The sequence below is a fragment of the Paenibacillus sp. SAFN-117 genome (assembly GCF_051966115.1).
Classification (GTDB): domain Bacteria; phylum Bacillota; class Bacilli; order Paenibacillales; family NBRC-103111; genus Paenibacillus_L; species Paenibacillus_L residui.
Window position 1 is genome coordinate 45,304 of the sequence record NZ_JBQCLK010000002.1, and the last position, 17,738, is coordinate 63,041.

Here is a 17,738-nt window from a genome sequence, read left to right on the forward strand (position 1 = left end):
AGCCCATGTATTGCGGGTTCTGAGGTTTCTTTGAACTATGTGGTAACCGAGGTGCTTGAGTCAGCTGATCTTTTCCCTAACTATCTGCCTAACGGAGCCGGACTCAGAGGCAAGCGGTGATTTTATCGTTTGTTTTTGATTGTAAGACCGAGACCATTATCGCCCTTGATTTTGTTTATCCCGAACACTAATGGTGTCCACCACGTAGGAATAATCTTTCCGCGTTCCATCCTTGGCCGTCACGCTTATCTTCAGCAGACCGACGCTTCTGGTGCCGCTCACCAGCTCGGTATAATGGATGGACGTTTCTTTTGCCCCGCTGCTTGTGATGACCGACAGCTTCTTAGGATCGAAACGGTTGTCATACACCTCCAAGCGGTTCACCCCGAATGTCGGGAGCAGCTTATACTTGGTTTTATTTTTATAAGAAATGGACTCGATGGCCGCAGAGTTGGAAGAACCGGAGAGCTCCACCCAGACCGGATTGGAAAAAGCGAAGCCCGTGCCGGCCAAAGGGCCGATGCCGGAGCTATTCTCCTGTGCCTTCTCACTGCGCACCTCCATACGGTAAAATTCCTTATCCGTCACAGGCAAAGGAATCGTCTTGGAGAAGGTGTTCGTTTGCCGGCCCGTAAGGTCCTCTTCAAAAACAATCTCTCTGCGGGCATAATCCGCGATATCACCGGTTACCGGATATTTAATGACGCGGACGCTGGTCAGATTAGAGTTAGGATCAAAGGCCTGAAGCTGAAACGGCATATGGCCGGCGCTTTCCAGTTGAAGGGTTCCTCCCATGTCGACTCCGCCGATGCTGAATCTGAGCTCCGGTCCATTGGAGCCGTAATAGCCTCCGTTCCTCAGCAGCTCCAGAACATTCTGCTTGGAAAGCCCCCCTATCTTGCCTTTGATATAAGGATCTCCTACTTTATCTTTGGTATGGCCGTCGGAGTTGGCGATTCCGTAATATTTCCCGTCTCCGCGAATATTGATTTCGTCCCAGAAACGGAACGCCCGCTCATTCACTCCGTTGTCCAGGGCGTGCCAGGTGCCGTTCCACACTTCCACCCCGGTAAACCCCGTCCACTGATACGGATTCCGGAACGTATAGGTTTGGTCGAAGGGATGGGCGATATAGAACAGACCGCCTTGGCCTGTCACTTCATCGATGCTGTCCTGCCAGCTGTAGCCGGATTCCGGGTCGTTAATGTCATATCTCGGGACGCCGTTTATTCCGAAGGCCAGCGCATGGCCTGATTTCGTAGTGATTTCCGCAGCCGGTAGACTGAGGAAGCGTCCGTTATAGCTCTCGGTAACCGCATCCGTATCCGGCCCCTGCGAGTCGGTATTATGATCGGAGCTCCATAGCCAGGACAACAGCCGGTTATTATAAACGCTGGCGGAGTTTTCGGCTACGGTATGAACTCCGTCACTGTGCTTCGTATGGGAATGATTGTCTCCGCCATAATACCCTGCCCTGCGGACATCAAAGCTGCTAGTGCCCGTCAGATTAAAAATATCTGTGGATACTTTGGCCTGGATAACAGACCTTCCGCCTTCCAACGCCACCGCACGGACCTTCCTTACCGCCTGCGCACGGGCATCGATAACCGGGATTTCCAGGCTTCCCTCGTCCAGCAAATGGACAAAATATGGAGGATGTACCTCCAGGGCAACATTTTGCAAAGGGGCATCGGTCAGATTCTGCACGGTCATTGTGATCTCAAACGGTGTCTCCGCCACGAGTTCCGAAGGCAGCTCAACCCTGACCTCCGCATACTTTTTCATCGTAAAGTCCGCTTGTATCCTTCTTATCTCCCCAATTTCGACGATTCGGCCTTCTACCGAGTACTCTTCATTTACAGGAGTGATCCGATAGACGCCCTTCTTCGCAAAAATCTGGTATTTGCCCTCACGATTAGTTACCGCTCTTGCGTAGAGGGCTCCGTTCTCGTCCGCAGCCACTATTTCTGTAAAAGGCACAGGGGCCCCCGCCTCATCCGTCACTGAGCCGGTTATGCTCCCGTACTCTTCGGCCTGACCATGATCCCGGATGAATTGCGCCCAGAATTCTGCCGCGGCGTAGGGCTTATCCGCAGGGCCGGCGACATGAGGCAAATGGTAGATCACATAGCTTTGGCTCTCGCCGTCGGGGATCACCGCCGGGAACCAAACCCCCATGAATATAGCCTCATGCATAATGATTTCGGGCTGCTGCTCGTTCGGCCAGAGGATCGCATGGGCTGTTTTCCCGGTGAAGGCGTTGTTGATTCCGTTGAACAGATAGTTATCTGTCCATCCGCTTCTGATCGCATTCTTCTCCTGACTGTACACCCAATTTCTTCCCGGCAGGTAGCTATGCTGCTCTCCCGGCTGATCGGGATCGATAATATACCCGAAATTTCCGTTAAAATCGCTTCCCGTCCGGTTATCGAGCGTAATTTCCATCTTAATTAACGGCGTGCCTTCAACTATGGAATACCGCACCGAGGCTTTCATCTCGTCATTGGAATCCCAGTCCCCGTCGGCTACAATGGTATTGCCGTCCAGACGGATATCCGGAAGCTGGAGCTTCGTTAGCGGATGAAACCAAGACCATTCCATATGCTTGCCGTTCGCTTCGTCCTCCGGCGTTACACCCAAGTCATCGCTCAGAACGAATTCCGTAAAATCGAGGTTCTCCTGCATCGTCAGCTTGGGAACGGCATCCATTATATGACCGGGGGTCAGACTGCCCCACTTATTGTTCCCGGAAGCGTCGTTGCTCCAATCCACCGGGTCTTTGCCGGCTGTTCTTACCGTCCCGACCGTAAATTTAATGTCCGGGCTTTCGATGTAATAGTAATCGTTCTTCGGCCACCAGTCTCTTGATGTTCCCTCATAGGTAAATCCCGGGTCCCCGCGGGTCACGCCCGCTACAATTTCCCCGACAGGAGCGGTCATGTTGAAGTCGACCCGAATCAGATTTCCGTCGCCCCCCCCCGCTAACTGCTGCTCGTAATTCTCGCTTCCATTGGTGGCGTGAAGGCTGTAGCCTTCTCCTTTCACGGCGTATAGGCTGTACATTCCTCTGCTGTCCGTAGTGGCCGCGGCATATTTTCCTCCTTCAACCGTTCTGAGTTCAATCTCCACGCCGCCGGACGGACGGCCCTCGGAATCGGTGACCTGACCCGTTATTTGGCCAATCGCTGCCGGATCGATTCCCTGCTTCACGACATTGGCCCAAAACTCCGCAGTCTGATACGCTTCATAGGCCGGGCCCGGGTTATGCGGCAGATGATAGATCACCAGTTCCTTGGTCCCGCGGACAGGCAAAGTCACCTTAAACCAGGCACCGGATATATATCCTTCCGGGATGAGCGCCGAGGGCTGCTGATCGTCCGGCCAAATGATCGCATGAGCTGTATGTCCGGTATATTTATCCTGTATTCCGTTGAAAATGTAGTTATTATTCCAGCCGGAGGTGATATATTCGCTGACCTGGCCGCCTCTCCAGCCCCAGCCGGGAACATAGCTCTGCTGCTCAAGCGCCTCCTCCGGATCAATGATATAGGCAAGATGTCCGGAGAAATCGGCGGTCCCCTCGTTGATCAGCTTGACTTTCATTTTAATCAGGGGGGAATTTTCGACAATCGAGTAAGTAACCTGGGCTTTGACGCTCGGATCGCTGTCCCAAGTTCCATCGGCCACAACCGTGTGATCCGCCACTTGAATATTCGGCATGCTCAGCTTTTCGGTCGGATACCACCACGTCCTCCCGACGTTCTTGCTAAGCACAAACTCCGTATAATCCAGGTTGTCCCGCATGTTGAATTTAGGGGCGGCATCCATCATATGGCCGGGTGTCAAGGTCCCCCATTTGTTATTGCCGGTCGCTTCGTCGCTTGTGTCTACAGGATCATTGGTCGATAATCTGTCCGTCCCGATGGTTAGCTTGACCTGATCGTTTTCAATAAAATAGTAATCTTTGCCCTCTACCCAATCTCTGGCCCCAACAGCATAAGTAAATCCGGGGTCGCCACCGGTCTTCCCCGCTACAGCGGTGGTGGAATCCGGCAGCTCCGGTACGGCGCTTGTTTCGGAAACTCTGCGGCTATCCGCCCCATAGCTCGCTTCCGTAACGGAGATTTCGCCATTCCCCGCCACAATGTCGCTGAACCCCCTCCCGTTGCCCTCCTGTGAGATATCGAGAGCAGAGCTCTCATTACTATTTTCTGCACTTCCGGGGGCAGCGCCTGCTGACCCGCTCGGGAAAGAGCCCGCCAATAACATCACCGATAAGATGACAGCTACACCTTTCGAGAAAAATCGCGATCCCATGTTCTTCCTCCTCTCTCAAATAAAGAGCAGTTTGTACGTGAACCGATCCGTTCATCCCTTCTTCAGCATTAGTAAAGGGCTAATGGCCAGCTTCGGCCGGCGGTCGGACGAAAGGATGCTGACGGAAGGCCTCTGACGTTAAGCTTCACCCGGAACAAGCTGCCTCCGTGGCAATCATCCGCTTCCTCGTCTCTCGCTGTTGTAATATACAGTTCATCGAGTTCGGGACCTCCGAAAGCGCAAGACGTCACCAAACGGGCCGGAACCTTAATCTCCTCCAGCAATTGTCGGCTGGTAGGATCGTAGCGGGATACTTTGCCCCCGCCCCAATGGGCTATCCAGAGCGCCCCTTCCTCATCCACCGTCAAGCCGTCGGGAAGCCCGTCCTCCCGCGCAATTTCCAGCAGCGTTCGGCGGCCGTCAATCCTCCCGGTAGCCAATTCATAATCGAAAGCATATACCTGTCCCGCGATTGTGTCGATGTAATACATCGTCTTCCCGTCGGGGCTCCAGCCCAGCCCGTTAGAAATGCTAACGTTCGAGACTTCCCGCGTCAGGGTGAAATCGGAATGCAGGCAATAAAGACTTCCTGCTTCAGGCTTTCCTGTCATACTCATCGTGCCCGCCCAAAAACGTCCCGCCGGATCGCATTTGCCATCATTCATCCGATTGTCGGGCAGATGCTTCTCCGGAGCGGCTATCCTTGCAAGCGACCTGTCGTGTTCATCGTACCGGTAAAATCCATCCTGCAGAGCCAGCAGCAAGCTACCGTCCTCCGACGGTACCGCCGCCCCGACAAATTGTCCGAAGGAATGCACGGTATCCTCGTGCTTCTCCGGATCATACAGATGCAGGGCCTTGCCTGTGATGTCTACCCACAGCAATCGGTTGCGGGCTGCGTCCCAGAATGGGCCTTCTCCGAGTAATGCGGCCCGATGCAACAGACCTTCCGGCTCCTGGCGCATAAATCCCCCTCCCTTCGAGTTTTAGGTTAATGCAGCATCCAGCCGCCATCCACATTCAGCGTTTGCCCGGTTATAAAATCGCTGTCCGATGAGGCGAGGAAGACAAAAGCTCCTTCGACGTCCGCTGCGACTTCGCGTCTGGAGAAGCACTGCGCCTTGGCCAGGAAAACAGCACTTTCCTCGATCGTCTCCCGGCTCACCTTCTCATATTCCGTTTCCGTCAGAACGGCTCCGGGAGTAATACAGTTAACCGTAATGGAATTTTCTCCAACCTCTCGCGCCAACGCACGGGTGAAGCCGATGATGGCACCTTTGGAGGTGACGTAGTGAAGAAATTGCTTCTGCCCGGTAAAAAAAGTGACCGACGATACGTTAATGATTTTCCCGTAGCTCTGCGCTTTCATATAGGGAAAGACAGCCTTGGCGCAGAGAAATTGCGACCGGACGTTCACTCCCATCAGCGCATCCCATTCCTCCGTTGTAATTTCATGCCAGGTTTTGCGCGGGTCCATCGCGGCGTTATTGACCAAAATATCGATTTTGCCATATCTTCGTACGGTCTCTTCCACCATCCGGCGAACATCTTCCTCTCGGGACACGTCTGCCTGTATGGCAAAAGCTTCTCCGCCGGCGGCGGCAATGTCCTCCCTCACCTGTTCCGCAAGCTCGGGATGCGAACGGTAATTGATGACGACCTTGGCTCCTTCCCTGGCATAACGCTTGGCTACCGCCGCCCCGATGGAGCGGGAAGAACCGGTGATGATCGCTACTCTGTCGGCTAATCTCATAGCCTTACTCCTCCTTGTACACAAGATCCTCCCTGCAGCGCAGGGCTGGCGGATTGGGTGTACAGACGCAGGATCCCTTTGTGATGAAATGCCGGCGGGTTCCAGGACCGCTTTCTTTCCGCGAGAATACCGGCGATCTCGTCCGGGGTCCGTTCCGTCCCTTGAATTCCAACAATATCTATGCGGCGATTCGGAATGTCGACACAGATCATGTCCTGATCCTCCACGAAGGCTATCGGGCCTCCATCGAGGGCCTCCGGCCCCAAATAGCCTACGCATGGCCCCCGGGTTGCGCCTGAAAACCTTCCGTCCGTAATCAGCGAGGTAGTATGAGACAAAACCGGATCCGAAGCGATCAGCTCGGACATGAAGAACATCTCCGGCATTCCGACCGCTTTCGGCCCTTGATAGCGGATGATGACGACGTCCCCGGGCTGTATGGTTCGGGCCACATAAGCATCAACAGCTTCCCGTTCGCTGTCGAACACGCGGGCCGGACCGGTATGCACCTGCATCTCCTCAGCTACGGCGAACTTCTTGATCGTCGCTCCCTCCGGAGCCAGATTGCCGTAGAGAACGGCCAGCGAGCCTTCCGGCTTCAGCGATTTAGAGATAGGGTAGATGACGTTCCTGCGGTTCAGCTTGTAGTTCGCCAGAAACATCTCCGCATAATTCCGCATTTCGCTGCGCCTCATCTCTTCCAGATTTTCTCCAAGCGTCCTGCCCGTTACGGTCATCACATCCAGATGCAGATAGTCTTGAATCTCATCCATAAGAAAAGGAACGCCGCCAGCATACCAAAAAAGCTCCGTCGGATAATGCCCGGCGGTTTTCGTATCCACCAGCACCGGAATACTGCGGTGAATGTCGTCAAACAGCTTTGGCTCCAGGTCGATCCCGATTTCCCTGGCAATGGCGATCAGATGCATGACGGCATTAAGCGACCCTCCAACGGCGGAGTGCACCATGATCGCGTTCTCGAAAGCCTCGCGCGTAAGAATGTGCTCAGGCCGGATTCCTGCCTGCGACAACCTGATCACCTGTTGACCGGTCGCCCGGGCTGCTCTGCGGATTTCCGCATTGGTGGCGGGAATGAGCGCGGACCAGGGAAGCGCCAAGCCAAGGGCTTCGGCCATGACCTGCATCGTGGCGGCTGTCCCCATATACTGGCACGCACCGCAGGTCGGGCAGCAGGCCCGTTGGAACGCCAAAAATTCTTCCTTCGTCATCTGGTTTCGCTCGACCTCAACGCTCATATGCCACAGCTCTTCGTTGGAACGCATGCAGGGGCCGGCTCCCATAGCGCCTCCCGGAACATGAATGGACGGAATATTTAAACGGGCAATCGCCATCAAATGGGCGGGAACCGCCTTGTCTCCCGCAGAGGCCAGCACCATGGCGTCGAAAGGGGTGCTCAACGCATGAATTTCCACCATGGAAGCGATCATGTCGCGCGATGGCAAAGAGTAGTGCATCCCGTTATGTGCCTGTGCAATACCGTCACAAATGTCGGTCGTCGTATAGATGGCGGGCTTTCCGCCCATCTGGAAGACCCCTTTCTCCATTTCTCCGACCAGTTCGTTCAAGTGGTAGGAGCTGGGGTGACTCGCCCCGTGGGTGCTTTCTACCAAAACCTGAATACGGTCCAGGTCTTCCACCGTCCAGTCCATCGACATGCGCAGGGCGTCGCCCTCAAAGCTTATTTTGCGAACCTTCTGACTGGCTCGCGTATGGTCTATTTCAGCCATCGGCTGCACCTCCTTTAGGCTTTTCTGTGTTGTTATACTTTCTGTTGAAATCATCCTGTGCTGTTATACTTCTGTGGCCGTGGATAATCATTTCAAGCCACCTACTACTGCCAGACATTAATTATTCACATGTGAATAATGGGTAAAAGCTGAATAATACGGGCTCTGTATGAGTTATCAACGTCTTTTGACTGTTATCCCCTTCGCTCAGAATTCGCTGTCTACCTGGTCGGGGATGTCCCCTGCTCCCTGCTTTAGCCCTTCTCAGCTTTTTGCCGGAAAGCCCGCGCGTCATCCCTTGGCCGCTGAGTCCATTGGGTAAATGGAATCTCAGGTTAATGATAGGGACCCGGCTAGCTCTCTGTGTCAAAAGGTTACTAGCACAAGGGATCGTACGGACTTTCCCTGACTCAATGGGATAACAGTACAAGAAGCATCGAACCTCAACCATCCCCTGACCCAATGGGATAACCGTGCAAAGGCGACAAAGGCTGTTGTTCAGGTCGGCTTCTGCTGCGGATTTCTCCAATCGAAGAAATCGTCGAGCGGATAGCAGGGGCGTCTCAATTTGTTAAACACAAGCTTCCGCAGATCGGCCGGACTGCGTCCCGGCGTATCCAGCAGGAAGATGTGCTTCGATATCGCCTCGTAATCGGCCCGGAATTGATTGGCCGATTTCACCAGGACGATGTCTGCGGACGCCGGCTCCAGCCCCACGCTTCGATACATGCTCGGATCGCCCGAGAACGTAGGTCTTTCCGTAATCAGAAGCGACAGCCTTCCCAGCTCCAGCACGACGCAGCGGCCCATATTCGCTTCCGTCCCCTTGGCATAGCCCCCGGCCAAAGTAAAGCGCCCGTCGCCAATATGCCTGACCCGGCCGCAGACCCGCAGCGGTTCACCGTCCGGACAGATGGAATAGCCGACGTCTACCTCTACGGACCGGCCTTCTCCCGCGGCAGCAGCCCGAGCCACGGCCGGCGCATCGACAATTGTCAGCAAGATGCTGTAGCTTAGATGCGCCCCGCAGCTCAACAGCTCCCGGAGAACGAAATTGCTGTCCCCGGTCGAACCCGCTCCAGGACTGTCCGCGGAATCCGAAATGACGAAGGGCCCGTCGCCCGCTTGCCGCCCGGAGGCCAGCTCCACGATTTCTCGCACCGAGTGAAGCCGGATCTGGAACTCGTGACGCTTCTGCCAGAACAGATCGGCCAGCCGCTCCGCCTCCCTCTCTGCCGCTTTCCCATCCTCATGGACTGTGACGACCGCACAGCCCATCTCTTCGATATCGAGCCACGGCTGGACGGGAAACAGGGAGGTCACCCGGGAGTTCCCCCGCCGCTCCCCCTCCTCCACTGCTTGCCACAGCTCGGCGAATGGACCGTGAGAGCTTTGGCTGTTCTCGGCAGGAACGATCATCGGGATCTTCCGTATGCGTACCGCCGGCTTCCTCCCGCTTCGCAGCATGGAGAACAACAGAGAGGCGGAGCGCATGCCCGTGGAGACAAAATCAGTATGGGGATAGGTGCGAAACCCTACGATTCCGTCCGCCAGGGAGGCCATTTTCGCCGTTACGTTGGCATGCAAATCCAGGGAGACGACGAAGGGAACGTCTCCAATAACTCCCCGAATCATTTCCATTAAGCAGCCTTCCACATCATCGCAACCATCGGCCACCATCGCACCATGCATCGCAAAATACACACCGCTGTACCCGGAATGGGATTGAAGCTCCCGAAGCAGCGTTTCCTTCAATTCCTCCAGAGCATCTGCCGTAAATACTCCGGACGAGACCGCATTGGCGGCCATCGTCGGAATGACCTCAATTCCCTCGGCAGAGGCGGCGCGCATAAATCCGCTCAGCTCATTTTCCGTCCTTGCCCGAAGAATGTCTTCACCAAACTGCAGCCGATGCCGGCGGAAATCGTCCATGGTGCTTCTGGCGGGACTGAACGTATTGCTCTCTTGAATGACGGCACCGATTAATACCTTCGGTTTGTTCATGGGAGGACTCTCACATAGAGCACGGAATATTTCTGCAGCTCCAGTTTCCATTCGGCGGAAGAAAGCTGATTCTCTTGAATAAGCTCCAGATTCCTTTCTTTGTCGATTGAATAAATTTGAATTCGCTCATATGTGGCTCCGGAATCGGCTAACCCATTCAGACGCAAGTTTACTGCACGGTCCTCGTTATGGAAATTAGCGAGCAAAGCCGCGACCGGTCCATTCTCCTCCTTGGCCGCCAGACACGACAGTCCATTGGCATCCTCCGGCAGCTCGCAGTGAAGGCGTACATTATGCCGCCGCAAGCTTTCGAAAGCCTGGAAGGTGTAGTACGTCTTCTGCGGAACGCCGTGATAATCGAACAGGCCGCAGAACAGGGCAGTCGGCTGACCGTCGTAATAGTTGGCCGCATCCACCGGAAGGTCCTGCAATAAAGTAAGGATATAGGCGGCGAAGGAGGCCCCTTCCTCCCCTTTCTGCCGATTGAAAGTATCTGCACGCAAATATTCATTGCCTTTTTGCCATATGGTACCGAAATCGGCAACAAAATAGTTCCATTCATTGAGATGGCTTTCCGTATCCTTGAAGCCGTACTGATCCAGCATGGCCCGGACATGAAGGGCCCGGCCGGCAATAACTTGCGGATCGGCGGTATACGTATGCCAGGAGAAAAAGTCGAGCGGCACCCGCTTCTCCCGGCAGTGCTCAAGAAATTCAGGAACAAAGTCGGCGGTTGGCCTGGCTACGGCAGGTCCTCCCACCTTAAGAGAAGGATCGTAGCGCTTGATTGCCGTCGCTGCCGTTTCATAGAGCGAGTAATATTGCTCGTGAGTGCCCGACCACATCCTTACGCTGTAGTCCGGCTCATTCCATATCTCCCAGTATTCGATACCGTAATGAAAACCGTCAGCCCAGCCCTCGTTATAATGGCGGATGATTCCGATGCAAATTTGCGCCCATTTTTCGTAATTTTCAGGAGGGTGAACGAAATATTTCTTCTCGGTATGCTCGATGCTTTCCCCCAAGCGGTAGACAATTTTCGCTCCGGTGGCGGCGACCGTACGAAGATATTCATCGGTCTGTGAGAAATTGTAGCTGTCTGGATCGGCCGGGTCCTTCGAGAAATCCGGGAAGACGATATGGATATCGACCTCGCGGGGGTGCGGCCAATTCGGATCATGCAGCCTGACCAGCGGAACCCCCATAGATACGAAATAATCGGAAACATCGACCAGCGAGCCGTAAGTCACCGGCCCGTTATTGACCCCGTGAATCGGTTTGACGGGCCCAAGCGGCCGGTCGATATTCAGTTGAATTTCTGACATGTCCTACTCCCCCATTGTCGCTATTTTGGTCACGATACTCCTGCGGAGTAACGCCAAAAGCTTTCTTGAACACTTTTATAAAATAAGCCGTATTTAAATAACCGACTTGGCTGGTAATCTCGTAAACTTTCAAATCCGTATTCAGCAGCAAGTGAACCGCCCTCTCCATCCGCACGCGAGACAAGTAATCCTTAAGCCCTTCCCCGGTTTCCAGCTTGTAAACCTTGGACAAATAGACGGGATGCATATCCACGTGAGTTGCAAGCGTTTGCAGCGAGACATCCTCCGCCAGATTCGAATGGATGTATTCCTGGATTTGCTCAATGAGTGTTTTTCTGACATCCTGAATTTCCACCTGATTCGACAGGGATAGCCTTCGGCAAACCTCGAAGGACCATTCCTTGAGCAGGGAGACCGACTGCATCAATTCGGGAGAATGGTAGAACCGCTGATCCCCTTCGCAATTCAGCGCCTGGGCCACCGTCTGTCCGTTCGTATGCGCGTAATGAAAGCATGCGGATAGCACCGTATGATAGATCTCGGACAAATAATCGGCATGAATCGGCGAATCCCGCGTTGTCGCTTCGAGTTCGGTAAAGACGCTTTGCAGCTTGGCCTTGGCCTCTTCCCAGAAACCGGCTACGAACAAATGAGAAATCGACGGCGGGGCCTGCAGGACGGAAGCCGCACTCAGCACGGAGGCGGTCTCGGATTGTCCGGCCGTCAGGAGCAGTCCGGTATCATCCCCTATCCTTCTTCTTAAGGTTTGCACCGCTGATTCATACACCGTCATCAGATCGAATGGGAAGGAGACGCATTTCCCGTAGACGACCGACAGATTTTCTTTCAGATAGTGCAGGACCAGATGCTGCAATTGGCTCAGCAGCCGGGAGACCGATTCTTCTTGACGCCCATCGGGCACCCTTTCCCTCGGCTTCAGAATAAGAACCAAATAATTGTGAATATCCTTGCATGACCATAGATGATACATAGGGCCCAGCACTTCTTCGGCGATATTCATGATGGAATATTCCAGCAATGAGCGCTTGCTGTGCCCGGGGGTGCGGCGCTCCAAGCGGATAACCGCCGGATAGACCACATCTCCTTCCTCATAGGGCAGCTCGAGAAGCGCGCATTTTTCATTCAGCTCGGAGGCTGTCTGGCTTCCCTCCAGCATATTGCGCAGCAGATCCGACCTCAGGGTGGGCAGATGCTTCTGCAAATATTGAACCGTTGTCCGCTGAGAGGTGATCTCATTCCATTCCTTCCGCATGGAGGACGTCAGCTTGCGGACCGCGTTCGCAAGCCATTCGTCGCGAACCGGCTTGAGCAAATAGTCGGCCGCACGCAGGCGAAGGGCCTGCTGGGCATACTCAAACTCGGCATGGCCGGTCAGCAGGATGAACTGGATCCGGTTCGAATAGGTACGGATCGTCTCGATCAGCTCGATGCCGTCCATTCCCGGCATGCGGATATCGGTCAGGACGATATCGATGAATTGCTGTCCGACGATGTTCAGAGCCTCCTTGGCAGAATACGCACAGAATACTTCCTCGATATCCAGCTCCGACCAGGGGGTCGTCTGTGCAATCGCGTCGACGACGGAGCGTTCGTCATCTACGATCAAGATCCGGAACATCCTTCTCCTCCCCTTTCCTCTCCAGGACGACGACGACAGTCGTTCCTCCGTTCTTTCCTTGCTTGACCTGCAGGCCGGAGCCTTCGCTGAACATCAATTGCAGCCGCCGATTGACGTTCCACAGCCCGAATGATCCATTATCTGTGTTCTCGCTGCGTCCCAATCGCTCCCGCAGCTCCTCCAGGCGGGCGTCATCCATACCGACACCGTTATCTTCTATAATGATCAGGGAGCGATTCCCCTCGGAGCGACCGATAATCGAAATGCAGCCTCTCCCTTCCTTCGGCTCAATTCCGTGAATGACGGCATTCTCGATGATGGGCTGCAGGATCAGCCTTGGAATGACAATCCTCATTAAAGAGTCCGGAACATCGATCTGATAGGTCATCCGATTAGTGCGCAGGTTCTGGATTTCCAGATAGTTCACGATCACGTTTAGCTCCTCTTCCAGCTGAGCCGTTTGTTTTCCCAATCTCGTGGTATAGCGGAAATATTCCCCCAGATTCAAAGCCATGGCTGCAACGGCCTCTTCGTCCCCCAGACGGGCCATATTTTTGATGAAGAACAGGCAATTGTACAGAAAATGAGGATTGATCTGCGATTGCAGCTGCTTCAATACCGCTTCTCTGGAGCGGACTCTCTCTTCATCGAGCTTCGTCATCAGATCTTCGATCTCTTGCGCCATCTCGTTAAAACGCTGGAACAAAAACGAAAATTCGCTGGCCCCTTCCAGCCGGATCCGGGAGGAATAATCCCCTCTCTTGATTCTCTGCATATTCTTGACCAGCATCCGGATAGGCACCTGAAGCTGCCGGTACAGAATGTAAGAGGCGACCACTCCGAACCCGAGCAGGATAAGGGTAAACGTGTAAAATAAATCACGGGCCTTGGTCACCGGAGATAAAATCTGATCGACCGGAATGGAATCTACCAAATACCAGTCCACTCCATATAAAGGAACGAAGCTGAGCAAGTATTGCTGGTCGGCAAGCTGCAGCGATATATTCTTCCCGATCCCGAGAGGCACCGTATGTAAATAATCGACGACGCCTCCGGCATAAGCCTCATCCAGCGTCCGGTTGCCGATCACTCCGAATTCGGGGCTGTACAGCAGAGGGTCACCTTGACCATCCGCCTTGTACTGGTCCAGCAGCGTCTGCAGATGCGATGCTTCGAAGGCCGTCTTGACGATTAATCTCGCGGATTCCGGCTCTTCGTAGGCCGTGGCGGGAGTGAGGGAGAACCAGACGAATTTCGCCGGTTCATCCCCCTGCCCCTTCACATATTGCCAGCCTCTGCTAATTCCGCTTATGAGCTCGGAATCTACATAGCTGAAGGTTTTGCTGGAGGTGGAGATCACCTCTTGCGATAGACGGGAATAGACGGTAATTTCCGTCCTCCAGCCCGTAATCCCGGATTGCAGCGAAATATGATCCAGGATCATGTTCGTCAGCTTCTGCCGGTCATACGGGTCCCCCGACTGCTGCTGATACTCCAGCTCGCGGATTGCCGGATCATTCGCCAGCGTAATCGAATTGATGGAAATCTGGCTTAATTTCTCTTCGAGCTGGCTTTTCAGAAAAAGCAGCTTGTTCAAATTGGCGGCCTCGATTTCGCTCTTGATCACCTTCACCGTAGTTTGGTTATAGATCGTGAACAGGAGCATCATTAACAGAAGCAGTCCAAAGATAAGAATGACGACCTTGGAGAAGCTGTTCAGCTTTTGTATCATCGTTTTCATCACGCGCCCTGAGTGAAGTGTTATCTGTAGAATAACAGTAACATAGCCCTTCCCGGCCGTATACCAAGTTTTGTGCCAAGGCGGTTTATCGCGAAACGCTTTGGTACCACTCATTCACTTCCTTCGTAATTTGTTCCCCTCCCTGCGCCTTCCACTCTTCAACGAAAGCATCGAACGACTCTACCGGATCATTGCCGAAAATGATTTTGCTGAACTTCTCCATCTCCAGCTTCTTCAAATAATCCCATTTGGTTTCCATAGTAGGAGTTGTTCCGCCTGTGAACTCGCTCTTGACCGAAAACTCCCGCGAGTCCCAGACATCGGTGGCGGATTGCAGCTCGATCGGAGGCACGAAGCCGCCCCAGATTTTCTCATACGGCGTTTCCGCTTTGCCGGACTCCGCGATTTTCACCAGTGCCTGCAGATTCTGCGATGGAATTCTCGGACCATGCTCCAGCAAGCTGTAGAAAAACACGCGAACGCCGCCTCCCGGAATTTTCGCCAGATCGTACGTCACCTCGCCGTCCACGATATCCCAGTCGTATCCTTTGGCCCAACCGTTCTCGAACTCGCTGCCCGGCTTCGGATCGGCAACATGATCGAACAAGTAGTTGGCATACGTGAAGAAGATTTCCGGGTTCTTCATCTTTTTATTGATGAATATCGCTCCGTTGTACGGATGCCTTCCGTAATGCATGCTTTTGCCGTCCGGCCCTACCGGCAGCGGGAAGGTGACCAGCTCGGCTTCCGGATTGTTCTTCTCCAGATCCCCCATCGGATAAGCTTCCGACCAGTATGGACCGGAGAAGGTGCCCGCGCTGCCGGCCGACATGAACGATCCGGCTTTGGCGGCATCCCATATCCCGGCTTCCTGCGGGATATATCCTTTTTGTACCCAATCCTTCAGCTTCTGCAGCCCTTGCTTGATTTCCGGCTGAACGGAGCCGTAGCCTATCGAGCCGTCTTCCTGCTTCAGCCAGAAACCGGGCATAGTGCCATAAGCTCCGAACACCCAGCCCAATCCGAAGGAGTCGCTGTACGAGTCCTTGAGTCCGGTGGAAACTCCATACGTGTTCTTCTGTCCGTCTCCATCCGGGTCGCCGTTCGTGAAGGCCTCCAGCATTTTCTCATAGTCCTCCAGCGTTGTTGGCGCTTCCAAGTTAAATTTTTCCATCCAGTCGCCGCGCACCCACAAGACAGGATCATTGTTGTAATCGTAATCCAGATTCGGGATCCCGTAGCGCTTGCCGTCCCGGGTGAATTCATACCATACGGAAGGATCCTCGTTCATAGCCTTCTTCCAGGTTTCCCCCGCATATTTGTCAAATAGCTCTCCAACGTCCATAAACTTGCCGGAGTCGATCAGCATCTGTGCCACCGAACCGCTGGCGAACAGCACATCGGGCATCTCTTCATTAGAGGATAAGGCAAGCTTCAGCTTGGTGGCGTAGGCCCCGTTAGTATCCTTCACAGACCACAAGTTCTTGATTTCAATCCCCAGCTTATCCTTGGCCCACCGGTAATGAACGTTATCATCCATCGTTTCGCCGTTCTTGAATTCAGCAGCGGAGACAATCCGCCTGACGGTCGTTATCGTTACGGGCGGGTCATACTTCCCGTCGACGAGCTGCAGACCGGCTTCCTGCGGCTTGTCCGATCCTCCTCCGGGATCGCCGCCTCCGGCCGAAGAATCTCCCCCCGTGCACCCCGTCACTGCGACCGATGCCAGCAGTCCGGCTATGGCGAGCAGTGAACCTTTGCGAACGTGATTAGTCATTCCTTCTCCCCCAATCTATGATTAGAAGCTTCTTCATTAATCCTAACCTCATTTTCCGAGAGAAGAAATAATCTATTATTAACAACGGGATATGGTTTTATAAAGATTTGGTGCGTTCCTTAACGGTTGGTTAACATTTGCCTGCTGCCGGATCAAGCGGTTGCCAGCTTCGTATCGGGATTAATGAGCTGAGGGGATAACGGTCAGATGTTGCGAACAAGGTATGAACCAGTGGCTTACAGCCCTGTTTTTGCATGAAGTTAATAAGAGACCCGATCCAGGGGCAAAGCTTCTTTGAACGAAAGGAAGGGCTGGGGACAAGGCCCGGGGGCGGAGGAAAAAAGATGGAACGAATTGCGTTATTGAGCTTGGCTGCCGGTTAATAAAACAATATGCCAGGTTAAGGATGGGTTATATAGGTTTGAAAAGGGACGTGCTAAAATGTGAACTATCACTCGGATAAAGGATGGTTTGCCCATGGATTCGCATCTCAAACGAAGTTCTCCGCCAACAGAAACCGCTGTTCAAAGGGGCAAGAGGAAGCTCCTGCGGGAGACGTGGCCTTTTCACCTTATGCTGCTGCCCGCAGTCATCCTCGCTTTTCTATTCAACTATTTGCCGATGTTCGGCGTAGTGATGGCGTTCCAAAACTATAAGCCCTGGACCGGCTTTCTGCATTCCGATTGGGTCGGGCTGGAGCATTTCCGCTCCATGTTCACCAGAACCGACAGCAGCCAAGTCATCTGGAACACGTTTATCATCGCTACGTTGAAAATCGTCTTTATAATTATCGTTCCCGTCAGCTTTGCTCTCCTATTGAATGAAATTCGGAAGATGGCGTTCAAGAGAACCGTGCAGACGCTTGTCTATTTGCCCCACTTTCTGTCCTGGGTCATTCTTGGCGGGATTCTGGTCGATTTGCTGTCCCCGCAGTCCGGACTGGTGAACCGGGTGCTGCAAGGCTGGTTCGGCATTGATCCGATTTTCTTCCTCGGCGACGGAGACTGGTTCCGGTTTACGGTCGTAACTAGTCATATCTGGAAGGAATTCGGATACGGCACGATTATTTACTTGGCCGCACTGGCCGGCATCAATCCCAATCTCTATGAGGCGGCCGAGGTGGACGGGGCCAACCGCTGGCAGCAAACGATCTATATTACGCTGCCCGCTCTGGTGCCGATCATCGTTGTCTGTACCACCTTGGAGCTCAGCAACATATTAAGCGCCGGGTTTGACCAGATTTTCAACCTGTACAATCCCATGGTGTATGACAAAGGGGACATTATCGACACTTTTGTCTACCGGGTCGGAATTCTGGATCAGCAGATGAGCTTCTCTACGGCGATCGGGTTATTCAAATCAGTCGTCAGCCTGATTCTGGTCGTTATCGTATACCGAATCGCGCACAAGGTTGCCGATTACCGTATTTTCTAG

10 protein-coding genes are annotated in these 17,738 nt (G+C 53.7%); 1 reads left to right on the forward strand and 9 read right to left on the reverse strand.

The features are described from left to right. Nucleotides 1–156 precede the first annotated feature (156 nt). From ACTHRH_RS02290 to ACTHRH_RS02330, 9 genes are all read right to left on the reverse strand, one after another. Nucleotides 157–4,317 carry a CehA/McbA family metallohydrolase gene (locus ACTHRH_RS02290; protein WP_440413900.1) on the reverse strand — a complete coding sequence of 1,387 codons (4,161 nt, stop codon included), beginning with the start codon at nucleotides 4,315–4,317 and terminating at the stop codon, nucleotides 157–159. Between the two features lie 68 nt (nucleotides 4,318–4,385). After that, nucleotides 4,386–5,282, reverse strand: coding sequence for an SMP-30/gluconolactonase/LRE family protein (locus ACTHRH_RS02295; RefSeq protein ID WP_379287184.1), 897 nt, complete (start codon nucleotides 5,280–5,282; stop codon nucleotides 4,386–4,388). 26 nt (nucleotides 5,283–5,308) lie between these two features. After that, on the reverse strand, nucleotides 5,309–6,070 hold the full coding sequence (locus ACTHRH_RS02300; RefSeq protein ID WP_379287186.1) for an SDR family NAD(P)-dependent oxidoreductase: 762 nt from the start codon (nucleotides 6,068–6,070) through the stop codon (nucleotides 5,309–5,311). Continuing rightward, nucleotides 6,067–7,818 (reverse strand): dihydroxy-acid dehydratase, encoded by a 1,752-nt coding sequence (gene ilvD, locus ACTHRH_RS02305; protein ID WP_440413903.1) that lies wholly within the window; start codon nucleotides 7,816–7,818, stop codon nucleotides 6,067–6,069. The genes ACTHRH_RS02300 and ilvD overlap by 4 nt, the downstream gene beginning before the upstream one ends. A gap of 498 nt (nucleotides 7,819–8,316) precedes the next feature. After that, nucleotides 8,317–9,822 carry a M81 family metallopeptidase gene (locus ACTHRH_RS02310; protein WP_440413905.1) on the reverse strand — a complete coding sequence of 502 codons (1,506 nt, stop codon included), beginning with the start codon at nucleotides 9,820–9,822 and terminating at the stop codon, nucleotides 8,317–8,319. Continuing rightward, on the reverse strand, nucleotides 9,819–11,147 hold the full coding sequence (locus ACTHRH_RS02315; RefSeq protein ID WP_379287192.1) for a GH39 family glycosyl hydrolase: 1,329 nt from the start codon (nucleotides 11,145–11,147) through the stop codon (nucleotides 9,819–9,821). Before ACTHRH_RS02315 ends, ACTHRH_RS02310 begins: the two co-directional genes overlap by 4 nt. Next, nucleotides 11,080–12,786: a response regulator transcription factor gene (locus ACTHRH_RS02320; RefSeq protein ID WP_440413908.1), complete on the reverse strand. Its 1,707-nt coding sequence runs from the start codon at nucleotides 12,784–12,786 to the stop codon at nucleotides 11,080–11,082. Before ACTHRH_RS02320 ends, ACTHRH_RS02315 begins: the two co-directional genes overlap by 68 nt. Continuing rightward, nucleotides 12,761–14,527 (reverse strand): sensor histidine kinase, encoded by a 1,767-nt coding sequence (locus tag ACTHRH_RS02325; RefSeq protein ID WP_440413910.1) that lies wholly within the window; start codon nucleotides 14,525–14,527, stop codon nucleotides 12,761–12,763. Before ACTHRH_RS02325 ends, ACTHRH_RS02320 begins: the two co-directional genes overlap by 26 nt. 85 nt (nucleotides 14,528–14,612) lie before the next feature. Further along, entirely contained in the window at nucleotides 14,613–16,304 is a 1,692-nt protein-coding gene (locus ACTHRH_RS02330) for an extracellular solute-binding protein (protein WP_440413912.1), read from the reverse strand. A 573-nt stretch (nucleotides 16,305–16,877) separates the two neighbouring features. Between ACTHRH_RS02330 and ACTHRH_RS02335 the strand changes: the two genes are divergently transcribed. Then, entirely contained in the window at nucleotides 16,878–17,738 is an 861-nt protein-coding gene (locus ACTHRH_RS02335; protein WP_440414019.1) for an ABC transporter permease, read from the forward strand.